We start from the raw sequence: 24864 nt of genomic DNA, 5'->3' as shown, positions 1-24864 counted from the left end.
TCACTGTAACTCGCGGTTCCCCGGCTCCCGAGGGGCCGGACGCGGGCGCAGGACGGCGGTTCCGGCGTCCAGGTCCACGTCACGCCGGGGAGGCGCGCCGTCGGCGTCCTGCTCGACGAGCATCGACATCGTTTCCCGGTGTTCCAGCTCACGCCGCTTGGTGCCGTAGAGGAACGCGGTGGTCTCTTCGACGTAGGTCGCGGACAGCCGCGCCTTGAACCGCGAGCCGCTCTTGCGCGGCCGCAGCTCGATCGCGGCCATGACCAGCAGGATCACCACGCCGCCCGGAAGGGCCAGCCCCAGCCAAGTTCCCATGCCCCGCGAACCGGATGACCGCCGGTCAAGTTCCGGGTGCAGCAGAAGTCATTTCAAATGTAGTAGGTGTGCTACATTTCATCACATCAGTCAGATGGGGGTCAGACCATGAGAGATCCAGGGGACGCCGTTGTCCGCGTGAGCGGGCTGCGGATGCGCTACGGCGCGAACGACGTCCTGCACGGCGTCGAGTTCGAGGCGTACCGGGGCGAGGTCGTGTGCCTGCTCGGGCCGAACGGCGCGGGCAAGACGACGACGATCGAGATCCTCGAGGGCTTCCGGATGCGGTCGGCGGGTGAGGTGAGCGTGCTGGGCGTCGACCCGGCGCACGGCGGCGAGGACTGGCGGGCACGCCTGGGGGTCGTGCTCCAGTCCTGGCGCGACCACGGGAAGTGGCGCGTCCGCGAGCTGCTCGCCCACCTCGGCCGGTACTACGCGCCGTACTCGACGCCGTCGAGCCCGCGGCCGTGGGACACCGGCGAGCTGATCGCGACGGTGGGGCTCACCGAGCACGCGCAGAAGAAGATCAAGAACCTTTCGGGCGGCCAGCGGCGGCGCCTCGACGTCGCGATCGGCATCGTCGGCCGTCCCGAGCTGCTGTTCCTCGACGAGCCGACCGCGGGCTTCGACCCGGAGGCCCGGCGCGAGTTCCACGAGCTGGTGCACCGCCTGTCCGACGAGCTCGACACCACGATCCTGCTGACCACGCACGACCTCGACGAGGCCGAGAAGCTGGCCGACCGGATCCTCATCCTCAACGGCGGCCGGATCATCGCCGACGGCTCGGCCGACGCCCTCAGCCGGCAGATCGCCGGCGAGGCCGAGGTCCGCTGGACGGTCGGCGGCCAGCGGTTCGTCCACTCGACGACCGAGGCCACGAAGTACGTCCACGACCTGTTCAAGCAGCACGGCGAAGCGGTGGCGGACCTCGAAGTCCGCCGCGCGTCGCTGGAGGACACCTACATGACACTGGTCCACCGCGCCGAAGCCGGCGGCGAAACCGAGCTCGGCCTCCAGGAAGCGGGTGCACGATGAACCCCAGGACCGCCGCTGTGCGCTCCGGACTGGAGCGCGGCTGGATCGAGTTCAAGCAGACCTGGACCAACCCCGACGACGTGATCGGCCAGTTCGTCTTCGTCGTGCTCTTCCTCGGCGCGCTGTTCTTCATGCGCCACGCGACGCTGCCCGGCACCGGGTTCTCGCTCGGCGCGGCCAGCGTGCCCGGTGTCCTCGGCGCCGGGATCGTCTTCAGCGGGCTGAGCAGCTCGGCCGGCTACCTGGCCGTCGAGCGCGAAGACGGCACGCTGCTGCGCGCGAAGGCCACCCCGAACGGCATGCTCGGCTACCTGACGGGCAAGACGACGTCGGTGTCGCTCACCCAGGTCACCGGCATGCTGCTGACGCTGGTCCCGTGCCTGTTCCTCTACCCCTCGCTCGCGCCCGATGGTGCCTGGTCGTACCTGCACCTGGTGTGGGTGCTGGCGCTGGGGCTGGTCGCGACCCTGCCGCTCGGGGCCGCGCTGGGGTCGCTCGCCGGCAGCCCCCGGGCGATCGGGCTGATCACGATGCCGATCCTCGGGCTGGGCGCGATCTCGGGGATCTTCTACCCGATCACGGCGCTGCCGGTGTGGGTGCAGTACATCGGCCAGGTGTTCCCGATGTACTGGCTGGGCCTGGGCATGCGCTCGGCGCTGCTGCCGGAGGGCACCGTGGTCGTCGAGATCGGCCAGTCGTGGCGGACGTTGCCGACCCTCGGCGTGCTCGCCGCGTGGGCCGTGATCGGATTGGCGCTGGCCCCGGTCCTGCTGCGCCGCATGGCGCGGCGGGAAGCGGGTTCGTCGTTGGCGCAGCGCCGGGAGAAGGCCATGCAGCGTGTGGGGTGAGTCATGAGCGAGGTCGTCTACAACCGGATCGCGATGCTGCGCGCGGAACGGTCGATCTCGCGCCGCGAGCTGGCCGACGCGCTGGGCGTGCACTACCAGACGATCGGCTACCTCGAGCGCGGTGAGTACAGCCCGAGCCTCTACCTGGCGCTGCGGATCGCGGACTTCTTCGAGGTCAACGTCGAGATCCTGTTCTCGACGAAGCCGTTCCCGCGCCTGGGAGAGCGGTCCGCCTAGGGCTTGCGGAGGTCGGCGTCCAGCAGTGCGCGGACGACGTCGGCCCGGCGGGTCTCGCGGACCGTCCGGCTGAGCTCGACGTGCAGGAACGGCGTGCCCGCGGCGGCCTGGCTCTGGACGTTCGTCGTCCCGGCCAGGCCGCGGCAGGGCTCGTCCCAGGCCCGGCAGACGCGGAAACCGGCGGCGGCGAACCGGTCGGCCGCCCGGCGGGCCGCGTCGCCGGCCTCGGCGGCGCCGGCCGAGAGCACGACGTCGGCCGAGGTCAGGGTGGTGTCGCCGAAGCCGTGGAGCTGGACCTGCGGCAGGCCGCGGCGGGCGAGCAGCGTCGTCACGACGTGGAAGACGCTGCGGGTCTCGTGCGCGGGATCCTCGCGGCGGCGGTGGGCGCCGCAGATCGTGAGGACGGCCCCGGGCACCTGCCGGAAGAGCGCGAGCCCGATCCGGTCGGTCCGCAGGTCGGACGACGCGTGCGGCACCTCGACGACCAGCGAGGGTGGCGCCGACCGGTCGACCGCGTAGAGCCCCCAGGCGCGTTCGGTGCCCGGCTCCTGCACCGCCAGCGTGTCACCCTCGACGGAAAATCCCAGCTCACCGAGGTCGTGGGACCGGTGGTCGAGGAAGGCGGCGAACGCGCTCTCGGCGGTCCGGAGCTCGGCCGGGGTGGGCACGCGGTACGGCTGGCGAGCCGACTGCGCGGCCGTGAAGCCGCGCAGCAGGGAGTCCACACCGCCGGATCGTGAGCCGCTCACCGCTTGACGTCGATCTCCACCCGGGGCCAGGGGACGACGCGGATCCGGACGCGGATGTCGCGCTCGGGTGCCGCGAGGATCTTGTGGACCAGCGCCAGGACGATTCCCGCGGTCCAGGCCAGCAGGATGAGCGTCAACGCCACGAACCCCCACGGAACGGTGGTCACGTGAACTCCTCGGACCGCCCGGTTGACAGGATCCCCACCCCGGCGCGGCGGTCGATGCGCTGCTCCCACCATAGCCGTACACGTCACCTTGACGCCACGCCCGGGCGCACCGGAGAGTGAGTCCGATACCCACGCGTCGGCAGGTGGAGGAACCCGGTGAGAGTCCGGGGCGGTCCCGCCACTGTCACCGGAGAGCCCCGCTCTCCGGGGAGCCAGGAACTCCGGCCGGCGCGCCCGTACTACCCGGGGCGCGGACCCCGAGGAGGAACCTCGTGATCCTGCTTCTGTCCACTTCGGACACCGACCTGCTCAGCGCGCGCTCGTGCGACGCCGAATTCCGGCTGGGGAACCCGTCACGGCTGGACCTCGCCGAGCTGCCGGGCCTGCTCGACGGCGTCCGCATCGTGGTCGTCCGCATCCTCGGCACCCCGCGGACCTGGCAGGAGGGCCTCGACACGCTGCGGGCGTCGGGCGCGCACGTCGTCGTCCTCGGCGGGGAGCAGACGCCGGACGCCGAGCTGATGAAGCTCTCGACCGTCCCGGCGGGCATCGCCGCCGAGGCCCACGCCTACCTCGCGCAGGGCGGCCCGGCGAACCTCACGCAGCTGCACCGGTTCCTCTCCGACACGCTCCTGCTCACCGGCGACGGCTTCGAGCCGCCCGCCGAGCAGCCCGGCTGGGGCATCCTCGAGCGGCCCTCGACGCGCGCGGACGGCCCGCTCGTCGGGATCCTCTACTACCGGGCGCACCACCTGTCCGGGAACACGGCGTTCGTGCACACGCTCGCCGACCAGATCGAGGCGGCCGGCGGGCGCGCGTTGCCGATCTTCACCGCGTCGCTGCGGACGCGCGAGCCCGAGATGATGGCCGAGCTGGGGAAGGTCGACGCGCTGCTGGTCACCGTGCTCGCGGCCGGCGGCACGAAGCCGTCCGAGGTGGGTGCCGGGGGCGACGACGAGGCCTGGGACGTCGCCGAGATGGCCGCGCTCGACGTCCCGATCCTGCAGGCGCTGTGCCTGACCAGCGACCGCGAGACGTGGGCGGCGAGTGACGACGGCCTCTCACCGCTCGACGCGGGCAACCAGATGGCCGTCCCGGAGTTCGACGGGCGGCTGATCACCGTGCCGTTCTCGTTCAAGGAGCTGGACGAAGACGGCCTGCCGCGCTACCTCCCGGACGCCGAGCGCGCGTCCCGCGTCGCGAAGATCGCCCTGGCCCACGCGCGCCTCCGGCACACGCCCACGTCGGAGCGGCGCATCGCGCTGATGCTGTCGGCGTATCCGACGAAGCACTCGCGCGTCGGCAACGCGGTCGGGCTGGACACCCCCGCGTCGGCCATCGAGCTGCTGCGGCGGATGCGCGAGCTGGGCTACGACCTGGGCGAGGACACCTTCCCGGGTGTCGAGCCGACCGGCACCGACCAGCCCGACGGCGACGCACTGATCCACGCGCTGATCGCCGCAGGCGGCCAGGACCCGGAGTGGCTGACCGAGGAGCAGCTGGCCGGCAACCCGATCCGAGTGCCCGCCGCGCGCTACCAGGAGTGGTTCGACGCGCTGCCCGCGGAACTGCGTGAAGGCATCGAAGGGCATTGGGGTCCCGCGCCCGGCCAACTGTACGTCGACAACGGCGACATCGTGCTGGCGTCGCTGAAGAGCGGCAACGTGATCATCATGATCCAGCCGCCGCGCGGGTTCGGCGAGAACCCCGTCGCGATCTACCACAACCCGGACCTGCCGCCGAGCCACCACTACCTGGCCGCCTACCGCTGGCTGGAGGAGGAGTTCGGCGCGCACGCCGTCGTCCACCTGGGCAAGCACGGGTCGCTGGAATGGCTGCCGGGCAAGACGGCCGGCCTCTCGGCGTCGTGCGCGCCGGACGCCGTGCTCGGGAACCTGCCGCTGGTCTACCCGTTCCTGATCAACGACCCCGGCGAGGGCGCGCAGGCGAAACGGCGGGCGCACGCGACGATCGTCGACCACCTGATCCCGCCGATGGCGCGCGCCGAGTCGTACGGCGACATGGCGCGCCTCGAGCAGCTGATGGACGAGCACGCGAACATCGCGGCGATGGACCCGGCCAAGCTGCCCGCCGTGCGCGCGCAGATCTGGACGCTCATCCAGGCCGCGAAGCTGGACCACGACCTCGGCATCGAGCAGCGGCCGCACGACGCGGAGTTCGACGACTTCCTGCTGCACATCGACGGCTGGCTGTGTGAGGTCAAGGACGCCCAGATCCGCGACGGCCTGCACATCCTCGGCGCGGCGCCCACCGGCGAGGCGCGCGTCAACCTGGTGCTGGCGATGCTGCGCGCGCAGCAGGTCTGGGGCGGCAAGCAGGGCGCGCTGCCCGGGTTGCGATCGGCGTTGGGGCTCAAGGAGAACTCCGACGCGCCGACGTCCGAAGTGGACAAGATCGAGAAGACGGCCCGCTCGCTGGTCGAGGCGATGGAGTGGCGTTCCTGGGACGTCACGGCGGTGCGCGGCATCATCGACGACAAGCTGGGCGGCCCCGACGAGCAGGTGCAGCTGATCCTGGAGTTCGCGGCGAACGAGATCGTGCCGCGGCTGGCCGCGACCACGGGCGAGCTGGACGCGATCCTGCACGCGCTGGACGGCGGCTACATCCCGGCCGGGCCGAGCGGATCGCCGTTGCGCGGGCTGGTCAACGTGCTGCCGACCGGGCGGAACTTCTACACGGTCGACCCGAAGGCGATCCCGAGCCGGCTGGCGTGGGAGACCGGGCAGGCGCTGGCGGACTCGCTGCTGCGCCGCTACCGCGAGGACACCGGCGACTGGCCGCGCTCGGTCGGGCTGTCGGTGTGGGGCACGTCGGCGATGCGCACGTCGGGCGACGACGCCGCGGAGGTCCTGGCGCTGCTGGGTGTCCAGCCGGTGTGGGACGAGGCGTCACGGCGCGTCACGGGCATCGAGGCGATTCCCCTGTCCGAGCTGGGCCGCCCGCGCATCGACGTCACGATCCGCATCAGCGGCTTCTTCCGCGACGCCTTCCCGCACGTCATCACGATGATGGACGACGCGGTGCGGCTGGTGGCGGGCTTGGACGAGCCCCTCGCGGAGAACTTCGTCCGAGCACACGTCTCGTCCGACTTGGCCGCACACGGCGACGACCGGCGCGCGACCACCCGGATCTTCGGCTCGAAGCCGGGCGCGTACGGCGCCGGCTTGTTGCCCCTGATGGAGTCCGGCAACTGGCGCGACGACAAGGACCTCGCCGAGGTGTACGCGGTCTGGGGCGGTTTCGCGTACGGCCGCGACCTCGACGGGCGGCCGGCGCGCGAGGACATGGAGAGCTCGTACAAGCGGATCGTGGTGGCGGCGAAGAACACCGACACTCGCGAGCACGACATCGCCGACTCGGACGACTACTTCCAGTACCACGGCGGCATGATCGCCACGGTCCGCGCGCTGACGGGCACGGCCCCGGCGTCGTACGTCGGCGACAGCACGACACCCGACGCCGTCCGCACCCGCACACTGGGCGAGGAGACGGCCCGGGTGTTCCGCGCCCGCGTGGTGAACCCCCGCTGGCTGGCGGCGATGCGGCGCCACGGTTACAAGGGCGCGTTCGAGCTGGCGGCGACGGTGGACTACCTGTTCGGCTTCGACGCAACGGCCGGCGTGGTCGGCGACTGGATGTACGAGAAGCTGACCGAGTCGTACGTACTGGACGAAACGAACCAGGAGTTCCTGCGCCAGGCCAACCCGTGGGCGCTGCGCGGCATCGTGGAGCGCTTGAACGAGGCGGCGGACCGCGGGCTGTGGGAGGAACCGGACCCCGAGCTGCTGGCGCAGATGCGTGAGGTCTACCTGTCCCTGGAGGGCGATCTCGAGTCGGAGTGACCACCGTGCCACTTGACGGCCCGTTCGATCGTGTCGACGAGCCGATCGACGGTCCCCGCGGCGAAGGTGCCGGAGTGACGGCCAAGAGCGTGTTCAGCGATGACCAGCTCGGCCAGTTCGGTCCAGGTCAGCCACGCATAACACGCGGCGACTCGTTGGCGCAGCTCACCGAGTGACCAGGGATGAGGTGCGGCTCGTCGATAGATGTCTTCGAGGTTCGCGAGGATGGCGTCGGTGACGTCGAGCCGCACCCGTCCGCCCCGGATCTTGACGGGCGGCGGCGTCCCGAGAACGAGCAGCAGCAGCGGCGTGCGGCGCCCGGCCATCGCGGTGACCGCGAGGTATTCGCGAGCCAGCTGCTCCGGCCCGAACGTGCCCGCGCGAATGGCCTTCGCCTCTAGAAGCACAACGGTGCTCGGCGAGGTGATCGTCGCATCCGGCTGCACGATCAACTGGCTGCCGCTCTTGGCCGCGGGATTGAGGGCGATCTCTTCAGGAAGGAAGATGATCTCCGCGGCCTCGGCTTCGGCGGCGGCCAGCTCGGCCGCGGCCGAAGGGCCGTGCGCGTGCCGGAGAACGTTGGCCAGGTAGGCGTCGCGGGGCAGGTAGTCCAACGCGGTCAGCACCTCGGCCGTCAGCACGTTCTCCTTGCCACGGCCGCCATCGCGGTACTTGGACACGCTGCGGCCGTCCCACGAGATCTCCTCGAGCAGCCGTGACATCGGCGTGCGTGGCAAGTCGTCAGGGTTGCTCACCGCGACGACCCTAGGTCACGGCCTACGTGACGGCCAGCCGGCCGAGGGCGATACCGCGGGTGGCGCAACCCTCTTTCGTCGTGCGTCGAATGCGACATTTCTCGGGTTTCGCCCGTAACTCCGTCTTCGCCTTGACTTTGAAATGGTCTAGTCCAATGATCTGTCCACCCTCGAACCCCACCGGGAGGACAGATCATGCGCAGAAGCAGACTGGCCGCCGTCGGGCTCGCCGCCGCCACCTTCATCGGTACAGCAGTGAGTCTCGTGATCGGCGCGCCCTCCGCGACAGCGGCGCTGGGCAACAACTGGTACGCCGCGGCGCCGTATCTGATGCCCGTGAGCAACAATCCACCCGACCCGGTCACCGTGATGAACGCGACCGGGCTCAAGGCGTTCCAGCTGGCGTTCATCCTGGCGCCCAACGGCGGCGGCTGCAGCCCCACCTGGGACGGCACCGCGGCGGTCTCCTCCGACACGAACGTCGCCGGCGTGATCTCCCGGATCCGCGGCGCGGGCGGTGACGTCTCGGTGTCCGTCGGCGGGTACGGCGGCACGAAGCTCGGCCAGACCTGCGGGAACGTGGCCGCGACCGCCGCCGCGTACCAGCAGGTCATCTCGAAGTACTCGCTCAAGGCGATCGACTTCGACCTCGAAGAGCCCGAGTACGAGAACACCGCGGCCATCGCGAACGAGCTCGGCGCGGCGAAGACCTTGCAGGCCAACAACCCCGGCCTGTTCGTGTCGGTGACCATGCCGGGCACCGCGGCCGGCACCGGCTGGTTCGGCACGCAGCTGCTCGACCAGGCGAAGTCGATCGGCTTCTCCCCCAACAACTTCTCGATCATGCCGTTCGACGGCGGTTTCAACGGCGGTTCCTCGCAGGTGTCCGCGCTGGAGGCCCTGCACGGCCTGCTGATGTCGCACATGGGCTGGGACAGCGCGACGGCGTACTCGCACGAAGGCTTCTCCGGCATGAACGGCAAGTCGGACGCGGCGGAGATGTTCTACACCTCGGACTTCCAGACGGTGTACGACTACGCGACCAGCCACGGCCTGGGCCGCTTCACGTTCTGGTCGGTCAACCGCGACCGCGCCTGCGTCGGCACGACCGACAACGGCGTCTGCAGCAACGTGCCGCAGAACGACTGGGACTTCACGAAGTTCAGCGTCCGCTTCGCCGGGGCCACCCCGCCCCAGACGACGCCGACGACCACTCCGACAACGCCGACCACCCCGGGCGGCGGCTCCTGCACGGCGGCGGAGTGGGATCGCACCAAGGTCTACGTGAAGGACGACGTGGTCAAGCACAACAGCCACAAGTTCACCGCGAAGTGGTGGACCCAGGGCGAAGAGCCCGGAACGACCGGTGAATGGGGCGTCTGGGCCGACAACGGCGCCTGCTGATCTCGTTCGCCTAAGGCCGTCCCGGGTTCGCCCGGGGCGGCCTTTTCGCGTCAGAACTCGAGGTGGGTGTTCTCGCGCTGGACCTCGGGGGTCAGCGCGGGCACCTCGACGACGTGCCGCCCGGCCTGCCGCAGCAGCTCGGTGCCCTGGGCGTCGACGAAGACGGGTGGCTCCCGCCAGGCGAACACGACCCGCGGGATCCCGGCGTCGAGGATCAGCTGGGTGCAGCTGCGGGGATGAGAGCTGCGGTTGCTGCACGGTTCGAGCGAGCTGTACACGGTCGCCCCGGCCAGCCGGGGATCGCCCGCGCACTTGGCCAAGGCAGCTTCTTCCGCGTGGTTGAGCGGATCACCCTCCCCGGAGTGACCGGTCGCGATGACCTCGCCGTCGGCGTCGACGACGACGGCCCCGACCCGGAAGGTGTGGCTCGGCGGGCATTCGGCGGCGAGCGCGATGGCCTCCCGCAGCCGCCGGACGTCCCGGCCGGTCGGCTCGTCGGCCGCGCGGTATTCGAGGATCGCCATGCCGGTGAGCTCGCGGGCGCTGGTGAGCCGCAGCGGCCGCGGGAAGAGCCCGGGCCCGACGAACCGCGGCGCGTCCGGCTGCCCGACGAAGAACGGCGCGATCGCGAGCCGCAGCTCGTCGGCAAGTCCTTCGGCGAGGAACCGGGTGTGGATGCCGCCACCGCCCTCGACCAGCAGGTTCTTGATGCCGCGCGCCCCGAGGTCGTCCAGGACCCGCCCGAAGTCGGGCGGATCCCCGGCGTCGACGACGGTGGCGACCTCCTTGAGCGCGTCAGCCGCTCCCGGCGGCGCGTAGACGATCTTTTCGGTATCGCCGACGGTGAAGAACTGCGCGCCGGGGTCGAGGCCGCGGGTGGTCAGGGTGACCTTGACCGGCTGCTCGGGTTTCCCCTGCTCGAGGCGTTGCCGCCGCAGCTCGGGTGACCGCACGAGCAGCCGCGGGTTGTCGGCCCGCACGGTCCCGGCCCCGACCAGGATGGCGTCCGCCTCGGCCCGCAACCGGTCGACGATCGCGAAGTCGTCCTCAGTGGACAGCACCAGCCGTTCGGGTGACGTGTTGTCGAGGAAGCCGTCGAGCGACTGAGCTGCGGAGAGCAGGACGTGCGGCCGGTCGATCACCCGGCCCAGTATGCCGGGCCGTAACAGCGCGGGCGATCGGGACGTCCTAGGGACCATGACCACGCGAGGCTGGCAGAAGGAGCGGACGATCACCACGGTCGACACGGTGGGCCGCCGGGTAGCGGTGACGACCGGCCTCACGCGCGACCCGGAGGGCCGCCTGGTGGCGGTCATCGCGGTCGGCGACGGCCCCACGGCGATCTTCCGCCACCTGAACGACCTCGACGACCGCCCGGAGCTGGTGGCCAACGCGACCGACACCGCGGCCGACCTGCACACGATGACGGGCATCGCCCCGGTGCGGCAGCTCCGGCGGAGCCGCCGCCCCTGAGGCCGCCCGGTTTCGCCCGCGGTGCCGGACCCCGGCGGCGCCTGGCCCCCGTCGGGCGGCGCCGCTCAGGCGGGCAGGACCGCGTACTGGCGGACGTAGAGGTCCGTGTACGTCACCGGGCCGCGGGGGCCGGGGACCTTGTCCAGGTTGATGCCCGTTTCCGGGACCGCGAGGAGCTTGAAGCCGTCCAGGAGGCGGGTCGGGGCGTTCCAGAAGACGCCCGTGCCGGTGTAGCCGTCGAAGAACGCGTCGGCGGCGGCCTCGTCCTCGGTCGCGATGCCCGCGGCCAGGCCGGAGGTCTGCTCGTTCGCGATCTCGACGGCGTCGGCCAGGGCGCCGACCTTGGCGACGGTGACCGTCGCCTCACGGTCGGAGTCCAGGGCCCACTCGTAGCCGATCGCGTGCTCGTGCGGCGCGAGCGACGGCGTGACGCCCCGCTCGGCCAGCGCGTCGGCGATGCCCGGCCAGACGTCGTCGTGGATGTTCTCGTGGATCAGCAGCAGGTTCAGCCGGTTGCACACACCCAGCCGGTCGAGGCTGGCGAAGACCAGGTCGCGCGCCTTGGTGACGTCGGCACCGCGGTCGACGTACAGGACACCGCCGCCGTCGGCGTGCGCGAGGGTGCGCACGCCGTGAACCGCCGCCTCGGTGGCCAGGGCTCGGGTGCTGTCACCGCTGCCGCGCAGGATGACGAGCGGCACCAGGTCCGGCAGCCGCACCAGCGCGGAGGCCGCCTCGCGCTCCACCCGCGGCACCAGCTGGACGCAGTCGGCGTTGATGCCCGCCTCGGTGAGCGCCGGCGCGATGACCACGTCACGCAGCCGCTGCGCCGAGCCGAGCGCGGCCGAGCCGGTGCGCAGCACGCCGGCGTTGCGCGACTTGACCAGCTGCGACGCGACGTCGACGGTCACGTTCGGGCGCGCCTCGTAGTTCGCGCCGATCACGCCGACCGGACGGCGCCGTTCGACCAGCCGCAGCCCGCCGTCGAGCGCGGACACCTCGACCGAGCGCTCCTGGTGCGGGGCGCCGGCGAGCAGCCGCAGCTGCTCGGCCATGCCGGTCAGCCGCTCCGGGGTGATGGTCAGCCGGTCGAGCAGACCGGCGCTCATCCCCTCGGCGCTCGAGCGCTCGACGTCGGCCCGGTTCGCCTCGAGGATCTCGTCCCGGTGCGTGAGCAGGCGTTCGGCCATCCCGCCGAGGGCGGCATCGATGGCCTCCGCACTGGCGGCGGCGAGCGACGGCGCGGCCAGCTTCGCCGCCCGTGCGCATTCCTCCACGGCCTTGGCGACCTCGTCCATCGTTCGGCTCCCTCCGGCGGACCAGCGAGAGTCCAGTTTGCCGCATGGACCCGGCCCGGTGGCCAGGGGCTCCGCCACGACCACGGGCGACGGCCGACCACGGCGAGACAGCGCACCGCGCACAGCCGAATGCGCTCGCCGGGCCGGACGACACCGCGCCGCGGTTCGGGCCGCCGATCCGCGATCACCCGCCCCGGCCGGGGCCGCAGCGGTCCGCGATCGCCGGTGCCGGTCAGGCGGCCACGGGCTCCAGCAGCCACAGGCCGCCGGCGATGAGGCAGCTGACCGTCGCCACCGCGAACACCAGGACCCACAGCACCGGGGGCACGGCCGTGAGGCGGCCGAGCTGGTCGGCGTCGGAGTCGCGGGCCTGGCCACGACGGCGCTTGGTCTGCAGTTCGATCACCGGCCGGACCCCGCCGAACAAAAGGAACCACGTCAGCAGGTAGCCGAACGGTGCCTGGACCTCGACCGGTGCGACGAAGGCGACGAGCGCCAGCACGACCGCGCTGACGACCACGGTGAACACCCCGTAGGTGTTGCGCACCATCACCAGCACGCCGAGCAGCAGCAGCGCGACGAGCACCAGGACCGTGCCGACCAGGTCGTTGCCCAGCAGGCTGGCGAACAGCAGCCCCAGCACCGACGGCGCCAGGTACCCGGCCATCGCGGTGAACGCCATCCCCGGCCCCTCGGGCTTGCCGCGCGAGACGGTGACGCCCGAGGTGTCCGAGTGCAGCTTGATGCCCTGGAGCCGCCGGCCGACCAGCACGGCGGCCAGCGCGTGCCCGGCCTCGTGCACGATGGTGACGACGTTGCGCGCCCGCCGCCACGGCGTGCCGCCGACGAGCACCACCAGCAGCGCCACACCCCCGGCGATCAGGGTGATCACGGCGGGCGTCTGGGCCTGCTCCAGCAGTGTCCCGGCCGGGTCGGCAGCGGCCTGGAGGGCCACCGGGACGTCACGAGCCGTGCTGCCGAGCGCGAGTTGAACGGGCGAGCTCACCCGGACACCTCACCACAGGCGACATCTGGCTACGGTGAGTCCCCACTGCAGGCGGGTTCGCGGCCTCCGGTATTGGGTCGGATCGTCGATGCACCTCCTTTCTTCAGGTTGGACCGGGATGGAGTCATTGGACGGTTGAGAGGACATTCGCCCACGGCCGCCGGGCAAGCATTCGGAATCAGGGGCCTGTGGCCGCTCCACGACACATCGGGGTGAGTACTCGGCCCTGCATCCCAAGGCGCACCCGAGACGTCGGAGCGACGATCCATCACCGACACCGCTTGGCTGCGAACACCGTCCCGGGGCGACGGCTGGGCTCAGCTCATCGCGACTCCCGCATCCGGGCCTCGCCCTCCACCCGGAACAGGAACGACGCCCAGCTCCGGAACGGTGCCCAGGCCTCGGCGATCTCCGTCAGCTCGGCGACGCTCGCGTCCGGGAGGTGGTAGGCCTCGCGCATGATCTCGTGCAGGCGGCTCTCGCCTCGGGGGAAGACGTCCGGGTGCCCGGCGCCGCGGATCAGGATCAGCTCCGCGCTGAACCGGCCGACGCCCGGCAACTGCTGCAGCTGTTTCAGGGCGTCCTCGGCCGGCATCGCCCGCAGCGCCGCCGCGTCGAGTAGGCCGTCGGCCGCTGCTTGGGCTATTCCGCGCAGGCGCTGCAGCTTGTGGGCGGGCGCGCCCGGCAGGTACTCGAGCTTCGCCAGCTCCCTCGGGGCCGGGAACGACGGCAGGCGTACCCCGCCGACGTCGACCTCCGTGCCGAGGCGGTCGGTGAGCCGGCGGCGCAGCCGTACCGCCTGGGTCATCCAGATCCGGTGGCTCAGCACCGCCCAGCAGGCCGCCTCGTACGGCGACGCGAACAGGACCGGGCGCAGGCCGGGGTGCAAGTCCTGCAGGAGCGAGACGACCGGATCGCGGCGGCCCGCCGCCGGGAACTCCGTGGCGTCGACGTCCAGCGAGCACATCCGCGTCACCTGGGCCACCACCGCTTCGGTGTGCTCCTCGGGGCCGTGGACCTCGACCTCGACCGCATCCGGCGATCTCTGTCTCAGCACCGCTCCCGCCGGCGTCCACACGCCGTCGACCGGGAACGCCACGCGAAGCGCTCCGGGCTCCGCGCCCGCTTCCGGCCGCCCGGCCGGCGCGAAGCCCATCAGGAACCCGGCCGCCGCGGCCAGGTCGAAGCCACCGTGGATCAGGATTTCCGTGCTGGGCGGGGAAAGGGTCGAAACGGTCATGACTCCTCCTCGGAGCGGTGGGCTCGGCGGATCCGAACCTCGCCGACGACGTTAGGAAGGGACACCGACAATTTCCGGCCTCGAACGCCTGAGCCCGGCGTTGTTCACTCGGTCGAGTGACCACAGCTTTGACATACTGCCGGTATCCGAATGACGGGAGCGCCTGTGCCGACCACTGCCCTCGACCGGCTCGACCAGCTGCTGCAGACCCCGGCGGAGGCCCGCGAGGGCTTCCTCGACCTGCTCGGCACCGCGGACCAGGCCGGCCCGCCGACCGGGATCACGCAGCGCCTGATGCGCACCACCCTGCTCCCGCGGGTCTACGAGCGGTACTGGCGTCCCGCGCTCGGCCGTGCGCTCAAGGGCCCGGCCGGCCCCAGCATGGCGGGCGAGGTCCGGCTCGCCACGAAGCTCCTCGGCTTGCAACCGGGCCAGACCGCGCTCGACGTCGCCTGCGGCACCGGGCGGTTCACCCGCGCGTTCGGGGAGGCCGTCGGCCCGGGCGGGCTCGCGATCGGCCTGGACGGCGCGCGCACGATGCTCGCCAAGGCCGTCACCGAGGGCGGCCCGGGCAGCGTCGCGTACCTGCGCGCGGACGCGGTGCGGCTCCCGCTAAAAGAATCCACAGTGGACGCCGTCTGCTGCTTCGCCGCGCTTCACATGTTCACCGAACCGGAGACCGCGTTGGACTCCTTCACGCGCGTACTGAAACCAGGCGGCCGGATCGTGCTGCTCACCAGCGCCCGCCGCGGCCGGCAACCCGTGCGGCTGCTGGAGTCCGCCGGCGGGATCGTCAGCGGGCAGAAGATGTTCGACCGCGGCGAAATCGCGGCGAGCCTGCGCGCCCGCGGCTTCACCGGCATCACCGAGCGGTACGCCGGGGTGACGCAGATCGTGGCGGGCCGATCGGCGCGCACTGTCGGGGGTGGCGGTTAGCATCGCCCCATGACCCACGCAGACCCCGTCCCGCCCGACGACAGCTACCTCCGCTCCCTGGTCGAAGCCACGGCCGAAGCGGTGGCGGCGGCCGAACCGCTGCCGTCGGCGCACACCGGCGCGGACGAGGCGACCCGGGCCGAGGTGACCGCCGCGGTCGAACAAAGCTCACCCGATCTGGTGGCGTTGAGCCAAGATCTGCACGCTCACCCCGAGGAGGGCTTCCAGGAGCACCGCTCGGTGCAGGCCCTCGCGGACCTCTTGAAACGTCATGGCCACGAAGCGACCGTCGGCGTGGGCGGCCTCGACACCGCGCTGCGCGTGAGCACACCCGAGCGGGACGGGCCGCACATCGCCGTCCTCGCGGAGTACGACGCCTTGCCCGGCCTCGGCCACGCGTGCGGCCACAACGTCATCTGCACCACCGCCGCGGGCGGTTTCCTCGGCGCCGCCGCGGTCGCCGAACGGCTCGGCGGGCGCGTCAGCCTCATCGGCACGCCGGCCGAGGAAGGCGGTGGCGGCAAGGAGATCCTGGCCCGCGCGGGTGTCTTCGACGACGTCGACGCGGTGATCATGCTGCACCCGTTCAGCCACGACGTCGCGCTGCACCCGTTCCTGGGCCGCCGCCAACTGGAGATGGTGTTCCACGGCGTCGGGGCGCACGCTTCGGCCCAGCCGTTCATGGGCCGCAACGCCCTCGACGCCGCGGTCGCCGCCTACCAGGGCGTCTCGGCGCTGCGGCAGCAGCTCCCGCAGAGCGACCGAGTGCACGGCGTGTTCAGTGACGGCGGTGCGAGGCCGAACGTCATCCCGGCCCGCGCCGCGCTGCTGTTCTACCTGCGCTCCCAGAACCCGGAGACCCTGCGCGACCTGGCCGCTCGCATGACGTCGATCGCCGAGGGCGCGGCGGCGATGACCGGTTGCGGCGTCGAGCTGATCTGGGACGCCCAGGCCGCCTACCTGCCGATCCGGTTCAACACCGCGCTCGCCGGGCGCTGGTCGGTCAACCAGGCCGGCACCGGCCGCAAACCGCTGCCGCCGGGCATCGTCCCGGAGTCGCTCACCGGGTCGACCGACCTCGGCAACCTCTCCTACCGGATGCCGGCCCTGCACCCGATGCTCGGGATCTCCGGCCCGACGGTCGCGTTGCACACCAAGGAGTTCGCGGCCGCGGCCGGTTCGGAGACGGGTGACGCGGGCGTCCGCGACGGCGCGCTGGGGCTGGCCCTGACCGCCGCGGACTACCTCGGCGACGCCGAGCTGCGGAAGGCCGTCCACGACGAGTTCGAAGCCGCGGGAGGTGCGCTGGACGTTCCGTCCTTCTTCGACTGAGCCGCGCGGAAAGCCTGAGAACCGCCTGAGTTTTCTCAGCTGATTCTTCTCAGCAAAGCCTGAGGGATTTCCACAGGTTGTTCACAACCACAGGCGCGAATCTTGGTTCATGACCGAGAACGAGAGTCGGCCCGGCCCCGCCTCCACCGGTGGGCACCAGCCGCACCAGAGCACTCAGCAGTACGGGCCGTACGCGCAGTACGCCTACCACCAGCAGGCGGCGCCGAACCCGCTCTTCACCCCGCAGCCGCCGCCGGCGCCGCAGGCGGTCAAGAAGCCGCGCAAGGGCGGCCGGGTCGCGATGCTGGTCGGCGCCACCGCGCTCGGCGCCGCGCTGGTCGGCGGGGTCGGCGGTGCCGCGATCGTCGGGCTGACCGCGACCTCCGCGGACGGCACGACGTCGGTGAGCGCACCGGCGGCGACGGGGCAGACGGTCTCCAACAGCACTTCCGGCGACGTCAGCGGCGTCGCGGCGAAGGTGACGCCAAGCGTCGTCCAGATCAACGTCACCACCGACCAGGGCGAGGCGATCGGCTCCGGCGTCATCCTCACCGCGGACGGCCGGATCCTCACCAACGCGCACGTCGTCGACGGTGCCCAGAGCGTCGTCATCACGACGTCCGACGGCACGAAGTACCAGGCCAGCGTGGTCGGCGCGGACACCAAGGCGGACATCGCGGTGGTCCAGGCGAAGAACGCGAGCGGTCTGACGGCCGCCAGCCTCGGTGACTCGAGCAAGCTCGCCGTCGGCCAGGAGGTCGTCGCGATCGGCTCGCCGGGCGGGCTGCAGAACACCGTCACGACCGGCATCGTCAGCGCGCTGAACCGGAACCTGTCCGACATCGGCCAGGGCGACGAACAGCAGCAGCAGTCGCCGTTCAACCGCACCTCGAACCAGACCAGCGACTCGCCCAGCTACACCGCGATCCAGACGGACGCCTCGATCAACCAGGGCAACTCCGGCGGCGCGCTGGTCGACGCGAACGGCAACGTGATCGGGATCAACTCGGCGCTCTACAGCCCGACGGCGTCGGCGAACGGCTCCGCGGGCAGTGTCGGGATCGGCTTCGCCATCCCGATCAACGACGCCAAGAAGATCGTCGACCAGATCGTGAACAACTGAAAGACGTGGACGGGCCGTAATCGGGGCGGCCCTCCCAGTCCTCCCGCGTCGGGGCGTGGAGGACATCCGGCGAAGGCCGTTTCGAGAGTCAATCGGGGGCTCTCGAAACGGCCTTCGCGCTGTCTACAGCTCGTACGTGAGCGTCAGGGTGTGGTTCTGCTCCGCGTCCATCTCGATGTTCGCGGTGCCGGAGATCCCGGTCAGCTCACCCGAGCCGGAGCCGGTGAGGATCTTCAGCGTCAGGCCGGTGTCGTCGGCCGTGTGGTGCAGGACGAACGCGCCCTTGCGGCCGTCGACCGAGACGGCGAGACGCTCGAAGGCGACGTACGCGCGCGAAGTCGCGTTGGACGCCGTGAGCATCTCGACCGTGCTGGTCCCTTCGACCGTGCCGGTGAACGTCTTGGCGATCGCCACGCGGGCGAACTCCGTGCCCGCGGCCTCGTCGGTCGCCTGCGGCTCCCACTTGTCGAGGACGAACGACGCGGTGGCGGTGCTGGTCATGGCTGGTTTCCCCTGTTCTTCGAAGGTGAGTGCCACCTTCGCAGCGATACCTGACAGGTCACGTCAGGTTTTCTCAGCGCTTCCGGTTGCCGAACAGCCCGCGCGTGATCTCCCGGCCCAGCGCGCTGGCGGCGGACCGCATGAACGACTTCACGGCCGGGTTCTTCATCGCCGACTCCACGAACCCGGGCTCTTCCTTCTCCTTCTTGGGAGCAGGCGCAGCCTCCGGAGCAGGAGCGTCGGGAGCAGGAACCGGCGCGGCCACCTTCGCGGCCAGCTTCTCGTAGGCCGACTCCCGGTCGATCGTCTCGGCGTACTTCGCGTGCAGGTCCGAAGAAGCCACCGAAGCGGCAACGGCTTCCGCGCCGATCGAGCCCATCTTCGACCGCGGCGCCCGCAGCCGCGTCCACGCCACCGGCGTCGGCGCGCCCCGCTCCGACAGCACCGTGACGATCGCCTCGCCGATACCCAGCGACGTCAACGCCGTGTCGAGCTCGTAGAACTTCGTCTTCGGGTACGTCTTGACCGTCTTGGCCAGCGCCGCCTGGTCGTCCGGCGTGAACGCCCGCAGCGCGTGCTGGATCCGCGCGCCCAGCTGGGAGAGCACGTTGTTCGGGATGTCCGTGGGCAACTGCGTGCAGAAGAACACGCCGACACCCTTCGACCTGATCAGCTTCACGGTCTGCTCGATGCGCTCGAGGAACGCCTTCGACGCGTCGTTGAACAGCAGGTGCGCCTCGTCGAAGAAGAACACCAGCTTCGGCTGGTCGAGATCGCCCTCCTCGGGCAGCTCCTCGAACAGTTCGGCCAGCAGCCACATCAGGAACGTCGAGAACAACGCCGGCTTCGCCTGCAGGTTGTCCAGCTCCAGCAGCGTGACGACGCCCTTGCCGTCCGTCTGGCGCATCAGGTCGTGGACGTCCAGCTCGGGCTCGCCGAAGAAGTCCTCCCCGCCCTGGGCCTCCAGATTGGACAGCGCGCGCAGGATCACCCCGGCCGTCGCGGCCGAGACGCCGCCGATGCCCTTGAGGTCCGCCTTGCCCTCGTCGCTGGTCAGGTGCGTGATGACCGACCGCAGGTCCTTCGTGTCCAGTAGCGCCAGCCCGCGCTGGTCGGCCCAGTGGAAGATCAGGCCGAGCGTCGACTCCTGCGTCTCGTTCAGCCCCAGCACCTTCGACAGCAGCACCGGCCCGAAACTCGTGATCGTCGCCCGGATCGGCGAGCCCTTCCCGCCGGTCCCCAGCGACAGGAACTGCACCGGGAACGCCGTGCCCGCCCAGTCGTCACCCAGCTCCTGCGAGCGCTTCGACACCTTGTCGTTCGCCTCGCCGGCCGCCGCGAGCCCCGACAGGTCGCCCTTGACGTCCGCGAGCACCACCGGCACCCCTGCCGCCGACAACTGCTCCGCCACCAGCTGCAACGTCTTCGTCTTGCCCGTCCCGGTCGCCCCCGCGACCAGCCCGTGCCGGTTCAGCGTCGCCAGCGGCAGGCGCACGGCGGCACCCGCGTCCGCCTGGCCGTCGATCACCACCGCGCCCAGCTCCAGCGCGGCACCCTCACTCGCATAACCGGCGGCGATCTCGCCCGCCGGGGACCCCTGCTCCGTCACTCGCGACTCCCCGATCTGTGTCCTGCACCACACCCGATGGCGCCTCGCGAGCGTAAACGCGCCGTACGCGCAGGTAACGCACCTCTCATCCCCGTGTCGGGTTAGGGTCACGAGGTGACCGACCGCCTAGTCTGGATCGACTGCGAAATGACGGGGCTCGACCTCGGCAAGGACGCGTTGATCGAAATCGCCGCCCTCGTGACCGACGCGGAGCTGACTGTGCTCGGCGAGGGTGTGGACATCGTCATCCACGCCGACGAGGAAAAGCTCGGCGGCATGCCCGAGATCGTCCGCGAGATGCACGCCCACTCCGGCCTCACCGAAGAAGTGCGCCGCTCGACCGTGAGCCTCGAAGAAGCCGAGCGCCGCGTCCTCGAGTACATCCGCGAGTACATCCCCGAACCGGGCACCGCGCCGCTGGCCGGCAACTCCATCGCCACCGACCGCGGCTTCATCTCCCGCGACATGCCGGCCCTGGACGCGCACCTGCACTACCGCCTCGTCGACGTCTCCTCCGTGAAGGAACTCGTCCGCCGCTGGTACCCGCGCATCTACTACGCCAAGCCGGAAAAGGGACTGGCGCACCGCGCCCTCGCCGACATCAAGGAATCGATCGGCGAACTCGACTACTACCGGCGCGTCGCCTTCGTCCCCCAGCCCGGCCCCACCAGCGACGAAGCCAAGGCCGCCGCCGCTGAGGTGCAGGAACAGCACCAGGGGTAACCCCGTTCAAAACCTCTCGACGGCACCCGCTACGATTACATCATCGAGGTGATCGCACGCGGTTGCCTCAGATGGTGGGCGTAGCTCAGCTGGTAGAGCACCTGGTTGTGGTCCAGGAGGTCGCGGGTTCGAAACCCGTCGCTCACCCCATCACCCCAGTTTGGTCGGGCCTTCGTGGCCCTCCACCAAGCTGGGGTTTTTGCTTTCACTCCGAACGGCCATTGGTGGTAACCCTCACGACCGGATGGCTCAGCGTGCGAGCCGCCGGTTGCCGGTGCACCGTGGAGCGGTGGGAATTTCAGGGCCGAAGATCCGGGGTCGGAAGAAGAAGCTGCGGTACGAGGACATCACCGTCGTCGACCAATCGCTGCTCAAGCGGGCTGTCGGGGCCGCCGCGCTGGGCAACGCCATGGAGTGGTTCGACTTCGGCGTTTACGCCTACATCGCCGACACCATCTCCGAGGTGTTCTTCCCCGCCAGCGTGGCGCCCGGGGTGCGGCTGATCGGGACGTTCGGGGCGTTCACCGCCGCGTTCCTCATGCGGCCGCTCGGCGGGCTCGTGTTCGGGCCGCTCGGCGACCGGATCGGACGGCAGAAGGTCCTCGCCGTCACCATGATCATGATGGCGATCGGCACCCTCTGCATCGGCCTGATCCCGTCGTACACCTCCATCGGCGTCTGGTCGCCGATCCTGCTCGTGCTCGCCCGGATGGTGCAGGGCTTCTCCACCGGCGGCGAGTACGGCGGCGCGACCACGTTCATCGCCGAATACTCCCCCGACAAACGCCGCGGCTTCATGGGCTCCTGGCTGGAGTTCGGCACGCTGTCCGGGTACGTGCTCGGCGCGACCGTCGTCACCGCCATGAAGGCCTGGGTCCCGCACGAGACGCTGCTCGACTGGGGCTGGCGGATCCCGTTCCTCGTCGCCGGCCCGCTCGGCATCATCGGCCTCTACATGCGACTCAAGCTCGAAGAGACCCCGGCGTTCCAGAAGCACGCCGCGGAGGCCGAGAAGCGCGGCCGCTCCGGCGAGCCGTTCTGGAAGATGTTCACCGACTACTGGCCCGCGCTGCTGATCTGCGTCGGGCTGGTGCTCGTGTTCAACGTCACCGACTACATGCTGCTGTCGTACATGCCGACCTACCTGTCCGAGCAGCTGCACCTCGACGCCACGCACGGCCTGCTGCTGATCATCGTCGTGATGGTCGTGATGATGCTGATCATCCTGGTCGGCGGCCGGATCACCGACAAGGTCGGCCGCAAGCCCGTGATGATGGCCGGCTGCCTCGGTTACCTCGTGCTGTCGTGGCCGCTCATGCTGCTGGTGCACGACGGCGGCCTGGTCCTCACCTTCCTCGGCCTGATGGGCCTCGGCCTGCTGCTGCTCTGCTTCGAGGTCTCGATGCCCGCGGCGCTGCCCGCGCTGTTCCCGACCGCGATCCGCTACGGCGCGCTGTCCATCGCGTTCAACATCTCCGTGTCGCTCTTCGGCGGCACGACACCGCTGGTCATGCAGGCCCTGATCTCCTCGACCGGCAACGACTTCTGGCCGGCCTGGTACCTCATGGCGGCGGGCGCGGTCGGCGCGGTCGCGGTCTACTTCAGCCGGGAGACGGCGAACGAGCCGCTCTGGGGCTCGGGCCCGGCGGTCGAGACCGAGGCCGAGGCCCGGAAGCTCGTCCGGGACTCGGGCTAGGCCGCCTCGAGCAGCAGGCCGGCCAGCTCGGCGGGCATGGTGATCATGCAGTCGTGGCCGGTCGGCAGCTCCCGCACCGGTTCACCCGCCGGGACGGGACGCCGGGTGATGCCGTCCGGGCGGCCGACGACGCAGTGGATGTGCGTGCGCGGGATCGCCTTCGCCGCCGGGTTGTCCAGCCGGACCGGTTCGGTGAGGCACCGCACCGGCTGGTCCGACAGCATCGAGCGCAGCCAGGCGACGTCGGCGGGATCGGTGACGCCGAACAGGCCCATCGGCGGCACCCGCCAGCCGTCGACGGCCTGGTCGATCAGCTGTTTCGTGATGGGGATGACGTCGGCGGCGGTCTCGCCGTCTTCCGGGACCATCGCGTCGAGGAACACCAGGCGCGCGATCCGCTCGGGGACCCGGGCGGAGACGCCCGAGATGACCATCCCGGCGTAGCTGTGCCCGACGAGCACGACGTCGTCGAGACGCTCGCGTTCGACCAGGCCGGCGATATCGTCGACGTGGGTGCCGAGGCCGACTTCGGGGCTCAGCAAGTGGGCCTGGTCGCCGTAGCCGGTCAGCGACGGCGCGAACACGCGGTGCCCGGCGGACTCCAGCAGGGGAACGACCCGGTCCCAGCAGCGCCCGCTGTGCCAGGCGCCGTGTACCAGCAGAAACGTGGACATGTCACCATCGTGATCCACTCGGCGCGCACCGGGCAATACGGCACTAATTGGTGCCCCGGTTCTCAGGAGGTAACCATGCAGGACCCGTGCCAGGCACGCGAAGTCCTCGGGATCGTCGGGGACAAGTGGGCGTTGCTGGTCGTGCGCATGCTCAAGGACGGGCCGCGGCGCTTCACCGAGCTCAAGCGGTCCATCGACGGCATCAGCCAGCGCATGCTGACCGTGACCCTGCGCGACCTGGAGCGCGACGGCATCCTGACGCGCACGGTCCTCGCCGTCATGCCACCGCACGTCAGCTACGAGCTGACGCCGATGGGCCGGACGTTGCGCGAGGCCACCGCGCCGCTGCTCGAGTGGAGCATCGAGCACCTGCCGCACATCGACGCCGCCCGCGCGGCGTACGACAACCGCTAGTTCGCGGCGGTCCGCCACTCGTCCCAGGACAGCTGCCAGACGCTCCAGCCGTCGGTGGCCTCGAGCTTCGGGCCGCCGCTGTTCTGGACGGTGACGATGTCGCCCTTCTTGGACGTGTCCATCAGCCACTTCGTGTTCTCGGTGGACAGGTTCAGGCAGCCGTGGCTGACGTTGCTGTGGCCCTGCTGCCGGACCGACCACGGCGCGGAGTGGTAGAAGATGCCGCTGTAGGACAGGCGGATCGCGTACTGGACGTAGGTGCTGTAGCCGCCAGGAGCGTCCTCGGGGACGCCGTAGGTGGCGGAGTTCATCGTGTAGCCGGTGTGCTCGCTCATGACGGTGTAGTTGCCGGCCGGGGTGGTGTGGCCGGGCTTGCCCATGGAGGTCGGCATGGTCTTGACCACCTGGTCGTTGACCGAGACCGTCATCTGGTGGGTGCCACCGTCGGCGACCGCGACGAGCTTGTCGCCGACGGCGCCGCTGATCGTCTTGTCCTCACGGCCGTAGCTGCCGTTGCCGAGCGGCTTGCCGTAGACGGCGGCGTCGACCTTGATCTTGGTCCCGCTCTTCCAGTAGTCCTTCGGCCGCCAGGTCACCTGCTTGTCGCCGGACCAGCGGAACGCGCCTTCGGTGGCCGGCTCGGCGGTGATCTTCAGCGCCTTCTCGGCCGCGGCCTTGTCGGCGACGTTGCCGGTGAAGGTGAAGATCAGCGGCAGCCCGACGCCGACGGTCTCGCCTTCGACGAGGTTCACGGAGACGCCGAGCTGGCGGGCGGGCTTGACGGTCGTGAAGCTCGACTCCGCGGTGACCGGCTTCCCGTCGGTGCCGGTCGCCGTCGCGGTCAGCTTGTAGGCCTTGCCGTACCCGAGCGGCTCGGCGGAGTCCCAGCCGGCGCCGTCCGCCCGTGGCTTCCCGGCAACGGCCTTCCCGTCGGCCCCGGTCAGCTTCACGTCCCCGACCTTCCCGTCGGCGACGGCGACGGTCACGGGCTCACCGGGCGCGACGTCCTTGGCGTCCTTGGCCGGGCTCAACGTGAGCACGGCCGGCTTCACCACCGGTTTCGGCGCGGGCTTCGACGACGTCGCCGACGGCGGTTCACCCGAGGGAGTACCGCTGCTGCACCCGGCCACCGTGAGGCCGATCACCCCCGCGGCCACCAGCAGCCGCACCCTCATGCCGGTCGAACGCCTCATGCCACCCGCCTGTTTCGTCGTCCGTGTCCGGCTCCAGTGTGCCCGACCAGGCCGGACACCGGGGCGCGAACACCCGAACCCGCGTAAGGTGACCCCCCTTGAAACGGGCTGCGAAGCTGGTGCTAATCTTTTCCACGTCGCCGAGGGAAACCTCCGGCAGACACCGGCGCCATTAGCTCAATTGGCAGAGCAGCTGGCTCTTAACCAGCGGGTTCGGGGTTCGAGTCCCTGATGGCGCACCCCACTGAATCGAAGCCCACCTGCGGGTATCCT

At 70.7% G+C, this 24864-nt stretch carries 24 protein-coding genes, 2 tRNA genes and 1 riboswitch; of the genes, 14 read left to right on the top strand and 12 right to left on the bottom strand.

From position 1 onward, the window contains the following. Positions 1-315 carry a DUF6191 domain-containing protein gene (locus ACIOD2_RS13985; RefSeq protein ID WP_400537598.1) on the bottom strand — a complete coding sequence of 105 codons (315 nt, stop codon included), beginning with the start codon at positions 313-315 and terminating at the stop codon, positions 1-3. A 108-nt stretch (positions 316-423) separates the two neighbouring features. Here ACIOD2_RS13985 and ACIOD2_RS13980 point away from each other — a divergent pair, with 108 nt between their 5' ends. The 3 genes from ACIOD2_RS13980 to ACIOD2_RS13970 are packed head-to-tail and all read left to right on the top strand — an operon-like array spanning position 424 to position 2435. Next, the gene (locus ACIOD2_RS13980; protein WP_400537596.1) at positions 424-1350 is read left to right on the top strand and encodes an ABC transporter ATP-binding protein; all 927 of its coding nucleotides are present in this window, start codon (positions 424-426) and stop codon (positions 1348-1350) included. After that, positions 1347-2198: an ABC transporter permease gene (locus ACIOD2_RS13975; RefSeq protein WP_400537594.1), complete on the top strand. Its 852-nt coding sequence runs from the start codon at positions 1347-1349 to the stop codon at positions 2196-2198. Before ACIOD2_RS13980 ends, ACIOD2_RS13975 begins: the two co-directional genes overlap by 4 nt. A 3-nt stretch (positions 2199-2201) precedes the next feature. Continuing rightward, positions 2202-2435 (top strand): helix-turn-helix transcriptional regulator, encoded by a 234-nt coding sequence (locus ACIOD2_RS13970; protein WP_400537592.1) that lies wholly within the window; start codon positions 2202-2204, stop codon positions 2433-2435. Here ACIOD2_RS13970 and ACIOD2_RS13965 read toward each other — a convergent pair. After that, a complete protein-coding gene (locus ACIOD2_RS13965) occupies positions 2432-3184 on the bottom strand; it encodes a hypothetical protein (protein WP_400537590.1) in 753 nt (250 codons plus the stop codon). The genes ACIOD2_RS13970 and ACIOD2_RS13965 overlap by 4 nt on opposite strands. Beyond that, complete coding sequence (locus tag ACIOD2_RS13960) at positions 3181-3351, bottom strand: hypothetical protein (protein WP_400537588.1); 171 nt, start codon at positions 3349-3351, stop codon at positions 3181-3183. Before ACIOD2_RS13960 ends, ACIOD2_RS13965 begins: the two co-directional genes overlap by 4 nt. A 146-nt stretch (positions 3352-3497) precedes the next feature. Beyond that, positions 3498-3573: riboswitch (cobalamin riboswitch) on the top strand. A 50-nt stretch (positions 3574-3623) separates the two neighbouring features. Here ACIOD2_RS13960 and cobN point away from each other — a divergent pair. After that, positions 3624-7214, top strand: coding sequence for a cobaltochelatase subunit CobN (gene cobN, locus ACIOD2_RS13955; RefSeq protein WP_400537586.1), 3591 nt, complete (start codon positions 3624-3626; stop codon positions 7212-7214). On the opposite strand, the gene ACIOD2_RS13950 is transcribed toward cobN, so the two are convergent. After that, positions 7178-7969: a hypothetical protein gene (locus ACIOD2_RS13950; RefSeq protein WP_400537584.1), complete on the bottom strand. Its 792-nt coding sequence runs from the start codon at positions 7967-7969 to the stop codon at positions 7178-7180. The genes cobN and ACIOD2_RS13950 overlap by 37 nt on opposite strands. A gap of 195 nt (positions 7970-8164) precedes the next feature. On the opposite strand from ACIOD2_RS13950, the gene ACIOD2_RS13945 reads away from it, so the two are divergent. After that, positions 8165-9373 (top strand): chitinase, encoded by a 1209-nt coding sequence (locus tag ACIOD2_RS13945; protein WP_400537582.1) that lies wholly within the window; start codon positions 8165-8167, stop codon positions 9371-9373. A gap of 50 nt (positions 9374-9423) precedes the next feature. Here ACIOD2_RS13945 and ACIOD2_RS13940 read toward each other — a convergent pair whose 3' ends face one another. Continuing rightward, positions 9424-10515, bottom strand: a complete 1092-nt coding sequence (locus ACIOD2_RS13940; protein ID WP_400537580.1) for a dihydrofolate reductase family protein — start codon at positions 10513-10515, stop codon at positions 9424-9426. A gap of 55 nt (positions 10516-10570) precedes the next feature. Here ACIOD2_RS13940 and ACIOD2_RS13935 point away from each other — a divergent pair, with 55 nt between their 5' ends. Then, entirely contained in the window at positions 10571-10846 is a 276-nt protein-coding gene (locus ACIOD2_RS13935; RefSeq protein WP_400537578.1) for a hypothetical protein, read from the top strand. Between the two features lie 65 nt (positions 10847-10911). On the opposite strand, the gene ACIOD2_RS13930 is transcribed toward ACIOD2_RS13935, so the two are convergent. The 3 genes from ACIOD2_RS13930 to ACIOD2_RS13920 all read right to left on the bottom strand — a co-directional run bounded on the left by ACIOD2_RS13930 (position 10912) and on the right by ACIOD2_RS13920 (position 14390). Next, a complete protein-coding gene (locus ACIOD2_RS13930; protein WP_400537576.1) occupies positions 10912-12144 on the bottom strand; it encodes an aldehyde dehydrogenase family protein in 1233 nt (410 codons plus the stop codon). Between the two features lie 232 nt (positions 12145-12376). Then, positions 12377-13099 carry a M50 family metallopeptidase gene (locus ACIOD2_RS13925; RefSeq protein WP_400538046.1) on the bottom strand — a complete coding sequence of 241 codons (723 nt, stop codon included), beginning with the start codon at positions 13097-13099 and terminating at the stop codon, positions 12377-12379. Between the two features lie 373 nt (positions 13100-13472). Then, entirely contained in the window at positions 13473-14390 is a 918-nt protein-coding gene (locus ACIOD2_RS13920) for a DNA-3-methyladenine glycosylase family protein (protein ID WP_400537575.1), read from the bottom strand. A 165-nt stretch (positions 14391-14555) separates the two neighbouring features. Here ACIOD2_RS13920 and ACIOD2_RS13915 point away from each other — a divergent pair, with 165 nt between their 5' ends. From ACIOD2_RS13915 to ACIOD2_RS13905, 3 genes are all read left to right on the top strand, one after another. Next, a complete protein-coding gene (locus ACIOD2_RS13915) occupies positions 14556-15326 on the top strand; it encodes a class I SAM-dependent methyltransferase (RefSeq protein ID WP_400537573.1) in 771 nt (256 codons plus the stop codon). Positions 15327-15335: 9 nt separating this feature from the next. Next, positions 15336-16658, top strand: a complete 1323-nt coding sequence (locus tag ACIOD2_RS13910; protein WP_400537571.1) for a M20 family metallopeptidase — start codon at positions 15336-15338, stop codon at positions 16656-16658. A gap of 109 nt (positions 16659-16767) precedes the next feature. After that, positions 16768-17781, top strand: coding sequence for a S1C family serine protease (locus tag ACIOD2_RS13905; protein WP_400537569.1), 1014 nt, complete (start codon positions 16768-16770; stop codon positions 17779-17781). A 123-nt stretch (positions 17782-17904) separates the two neighbouring features. Here ACIOD2_RS13905 and ACIOD2_RS13900 read toward each other — a convergent pair whose 3' ends face one another. Both ACIOD2_RS13900 and ACIOD2_RS13895 read right to left on the bottom strand, forming a co-directional pair. Next, positions 17905-18282: a DUF3224 domain-containing protein gene (locus ACIOD2_RS13900; RefSeq protein WP_400537567.1), complete on the bottom strand. Its 378-nt coding sequence runs from the start codon at positions 18280-18282 to the stop codon at positions 17905-17907. A 73-nt stretch (positions 18283-18355) separates the two neighbouring features. Further along, the gene (locus tag ACIOD2_RS13895) at positions 18356-19891 is read right to left on the bottom strand and encodes a helicase HerA-like domain-containing protein (protein ID WP_400537565.1); all 1536 of its coding nucleotides are present in this window, start codon (positions 19889-19891) and stop codon (positions 18356-18358) included. Between the two features lie 114 nt (positions 19892-20005). On the opposite strand from ACIOD2_RS13895, the gene orn reads away from it, so the two are divergent. The 3 genes from orn to proP all read left to right on the top strand — a co-directional run bounded on the left by orn (position 20006) and on the right by proP (position 22310). Continuing rightward, entirely contained in the window at positions 20006-20614 is a 609-nt protein-coding gene (gene orn, locus ACIOD2_RS13890) for an oligoribonuclease (protein ID WP_400537563.1), read from the top strand. Between the two features lie 74 nt (positions 20615-20688). Continuing rightward, a tRNA-His gene (locus ACIOD2_RS13885) sits at positions 20689-20764 on the top strand. Positions 20765-20903: 139 nt separating this feature from the next. Beyond that, positions 20904-22310 (top strand): glycine betaine/L-proline transporter ProP, encoded by a 1407-nt coding sequence (gene proP / locus ACIOD2_RS13880; protein ID WP_400537561.1) that lies wholly within the window; start codon positions 20904-20906, stop codon positions 22308-22310. On the opposite strand, the gene ACIOD2_RS13875 is transcribed toward proP, so the two are convergent. Further along, positions 22307-22984 carry an alpha/beta fold hydrolase gene (locus ACIOD2_RS13875; RefSeq protein WP_400537559.1) on the bottom strand — a complete coding sequence of 226 codons (678 nt, stop codon included), beginning with the start codon at positions 22982-22984 and terminating at the stop codon, positions 22307-22309. The genes proP and ACIOD2_RS13875 overlap by 4 nt on opposite strands. A gap of 75 nt (positions 22985-23059) precedes the next feature. Here ACIOD2_RS13875 and ACIOD2_RS13870 point away from each other — a divergent pair, with 75 nt between their 5' ends. Beyond that, complete coding sequence (locus ACIOD2_RS13870; RefSeq protein ID WP_392761845.1) at positions 23060-23398, top strand: winged helix-turn-helix transcriptional regulator; 339 nt, start codon at positions 23060-23062, stop codon at positions 23396-23398. Here ACIOD2_RS13870 and ACIOD2_RS13865 read toward each other — a convergent pair. Continuing rightward, the gene (locus tag ACIOD2_RS13865) at positions 23395-24591 is read right to left on the bottom strand and encodes an Ig-like domain-containing protein (protein ID WP_400537557.1); all 1197 of its coding nucleotides are present in this window, start codon (positions 24589-24591) and stop codon (positions 23395-23397) included. The two genes, ACIOD2_RS13870 and ACIOD2_RS13865, sit on opposite strands and share 4 nt — an antisense overlap. Positions 24592-24757: 166 nt before the next feature. Here ACIOD2_RS13865 and ACIOD2_RS13860 point away from each other — a divergent pair. Then, positions 24758-24830, top strand: a tRNA-Lys gene (locus tag ACIOD2_RS13860). Positions 24831-24864: the final 34 nt, after the last annotated feature.

Origin of the sequence: Amycolatopsis sp. NPDC088138 (assembly GCF_044741685.1) — a bacterium.
Classification (GTDB): domain Bacteria; phylum Actinomycetota; class Actinomycetes; order Mycobacteriales; family Pseudonocardiaceae; genus Amycolatopsis.
The sequence above is the reverse complement of the archived record's forward strand: the minus strand, read 5'-3'. Positions and strand labels throughout refer to the sequence as shown.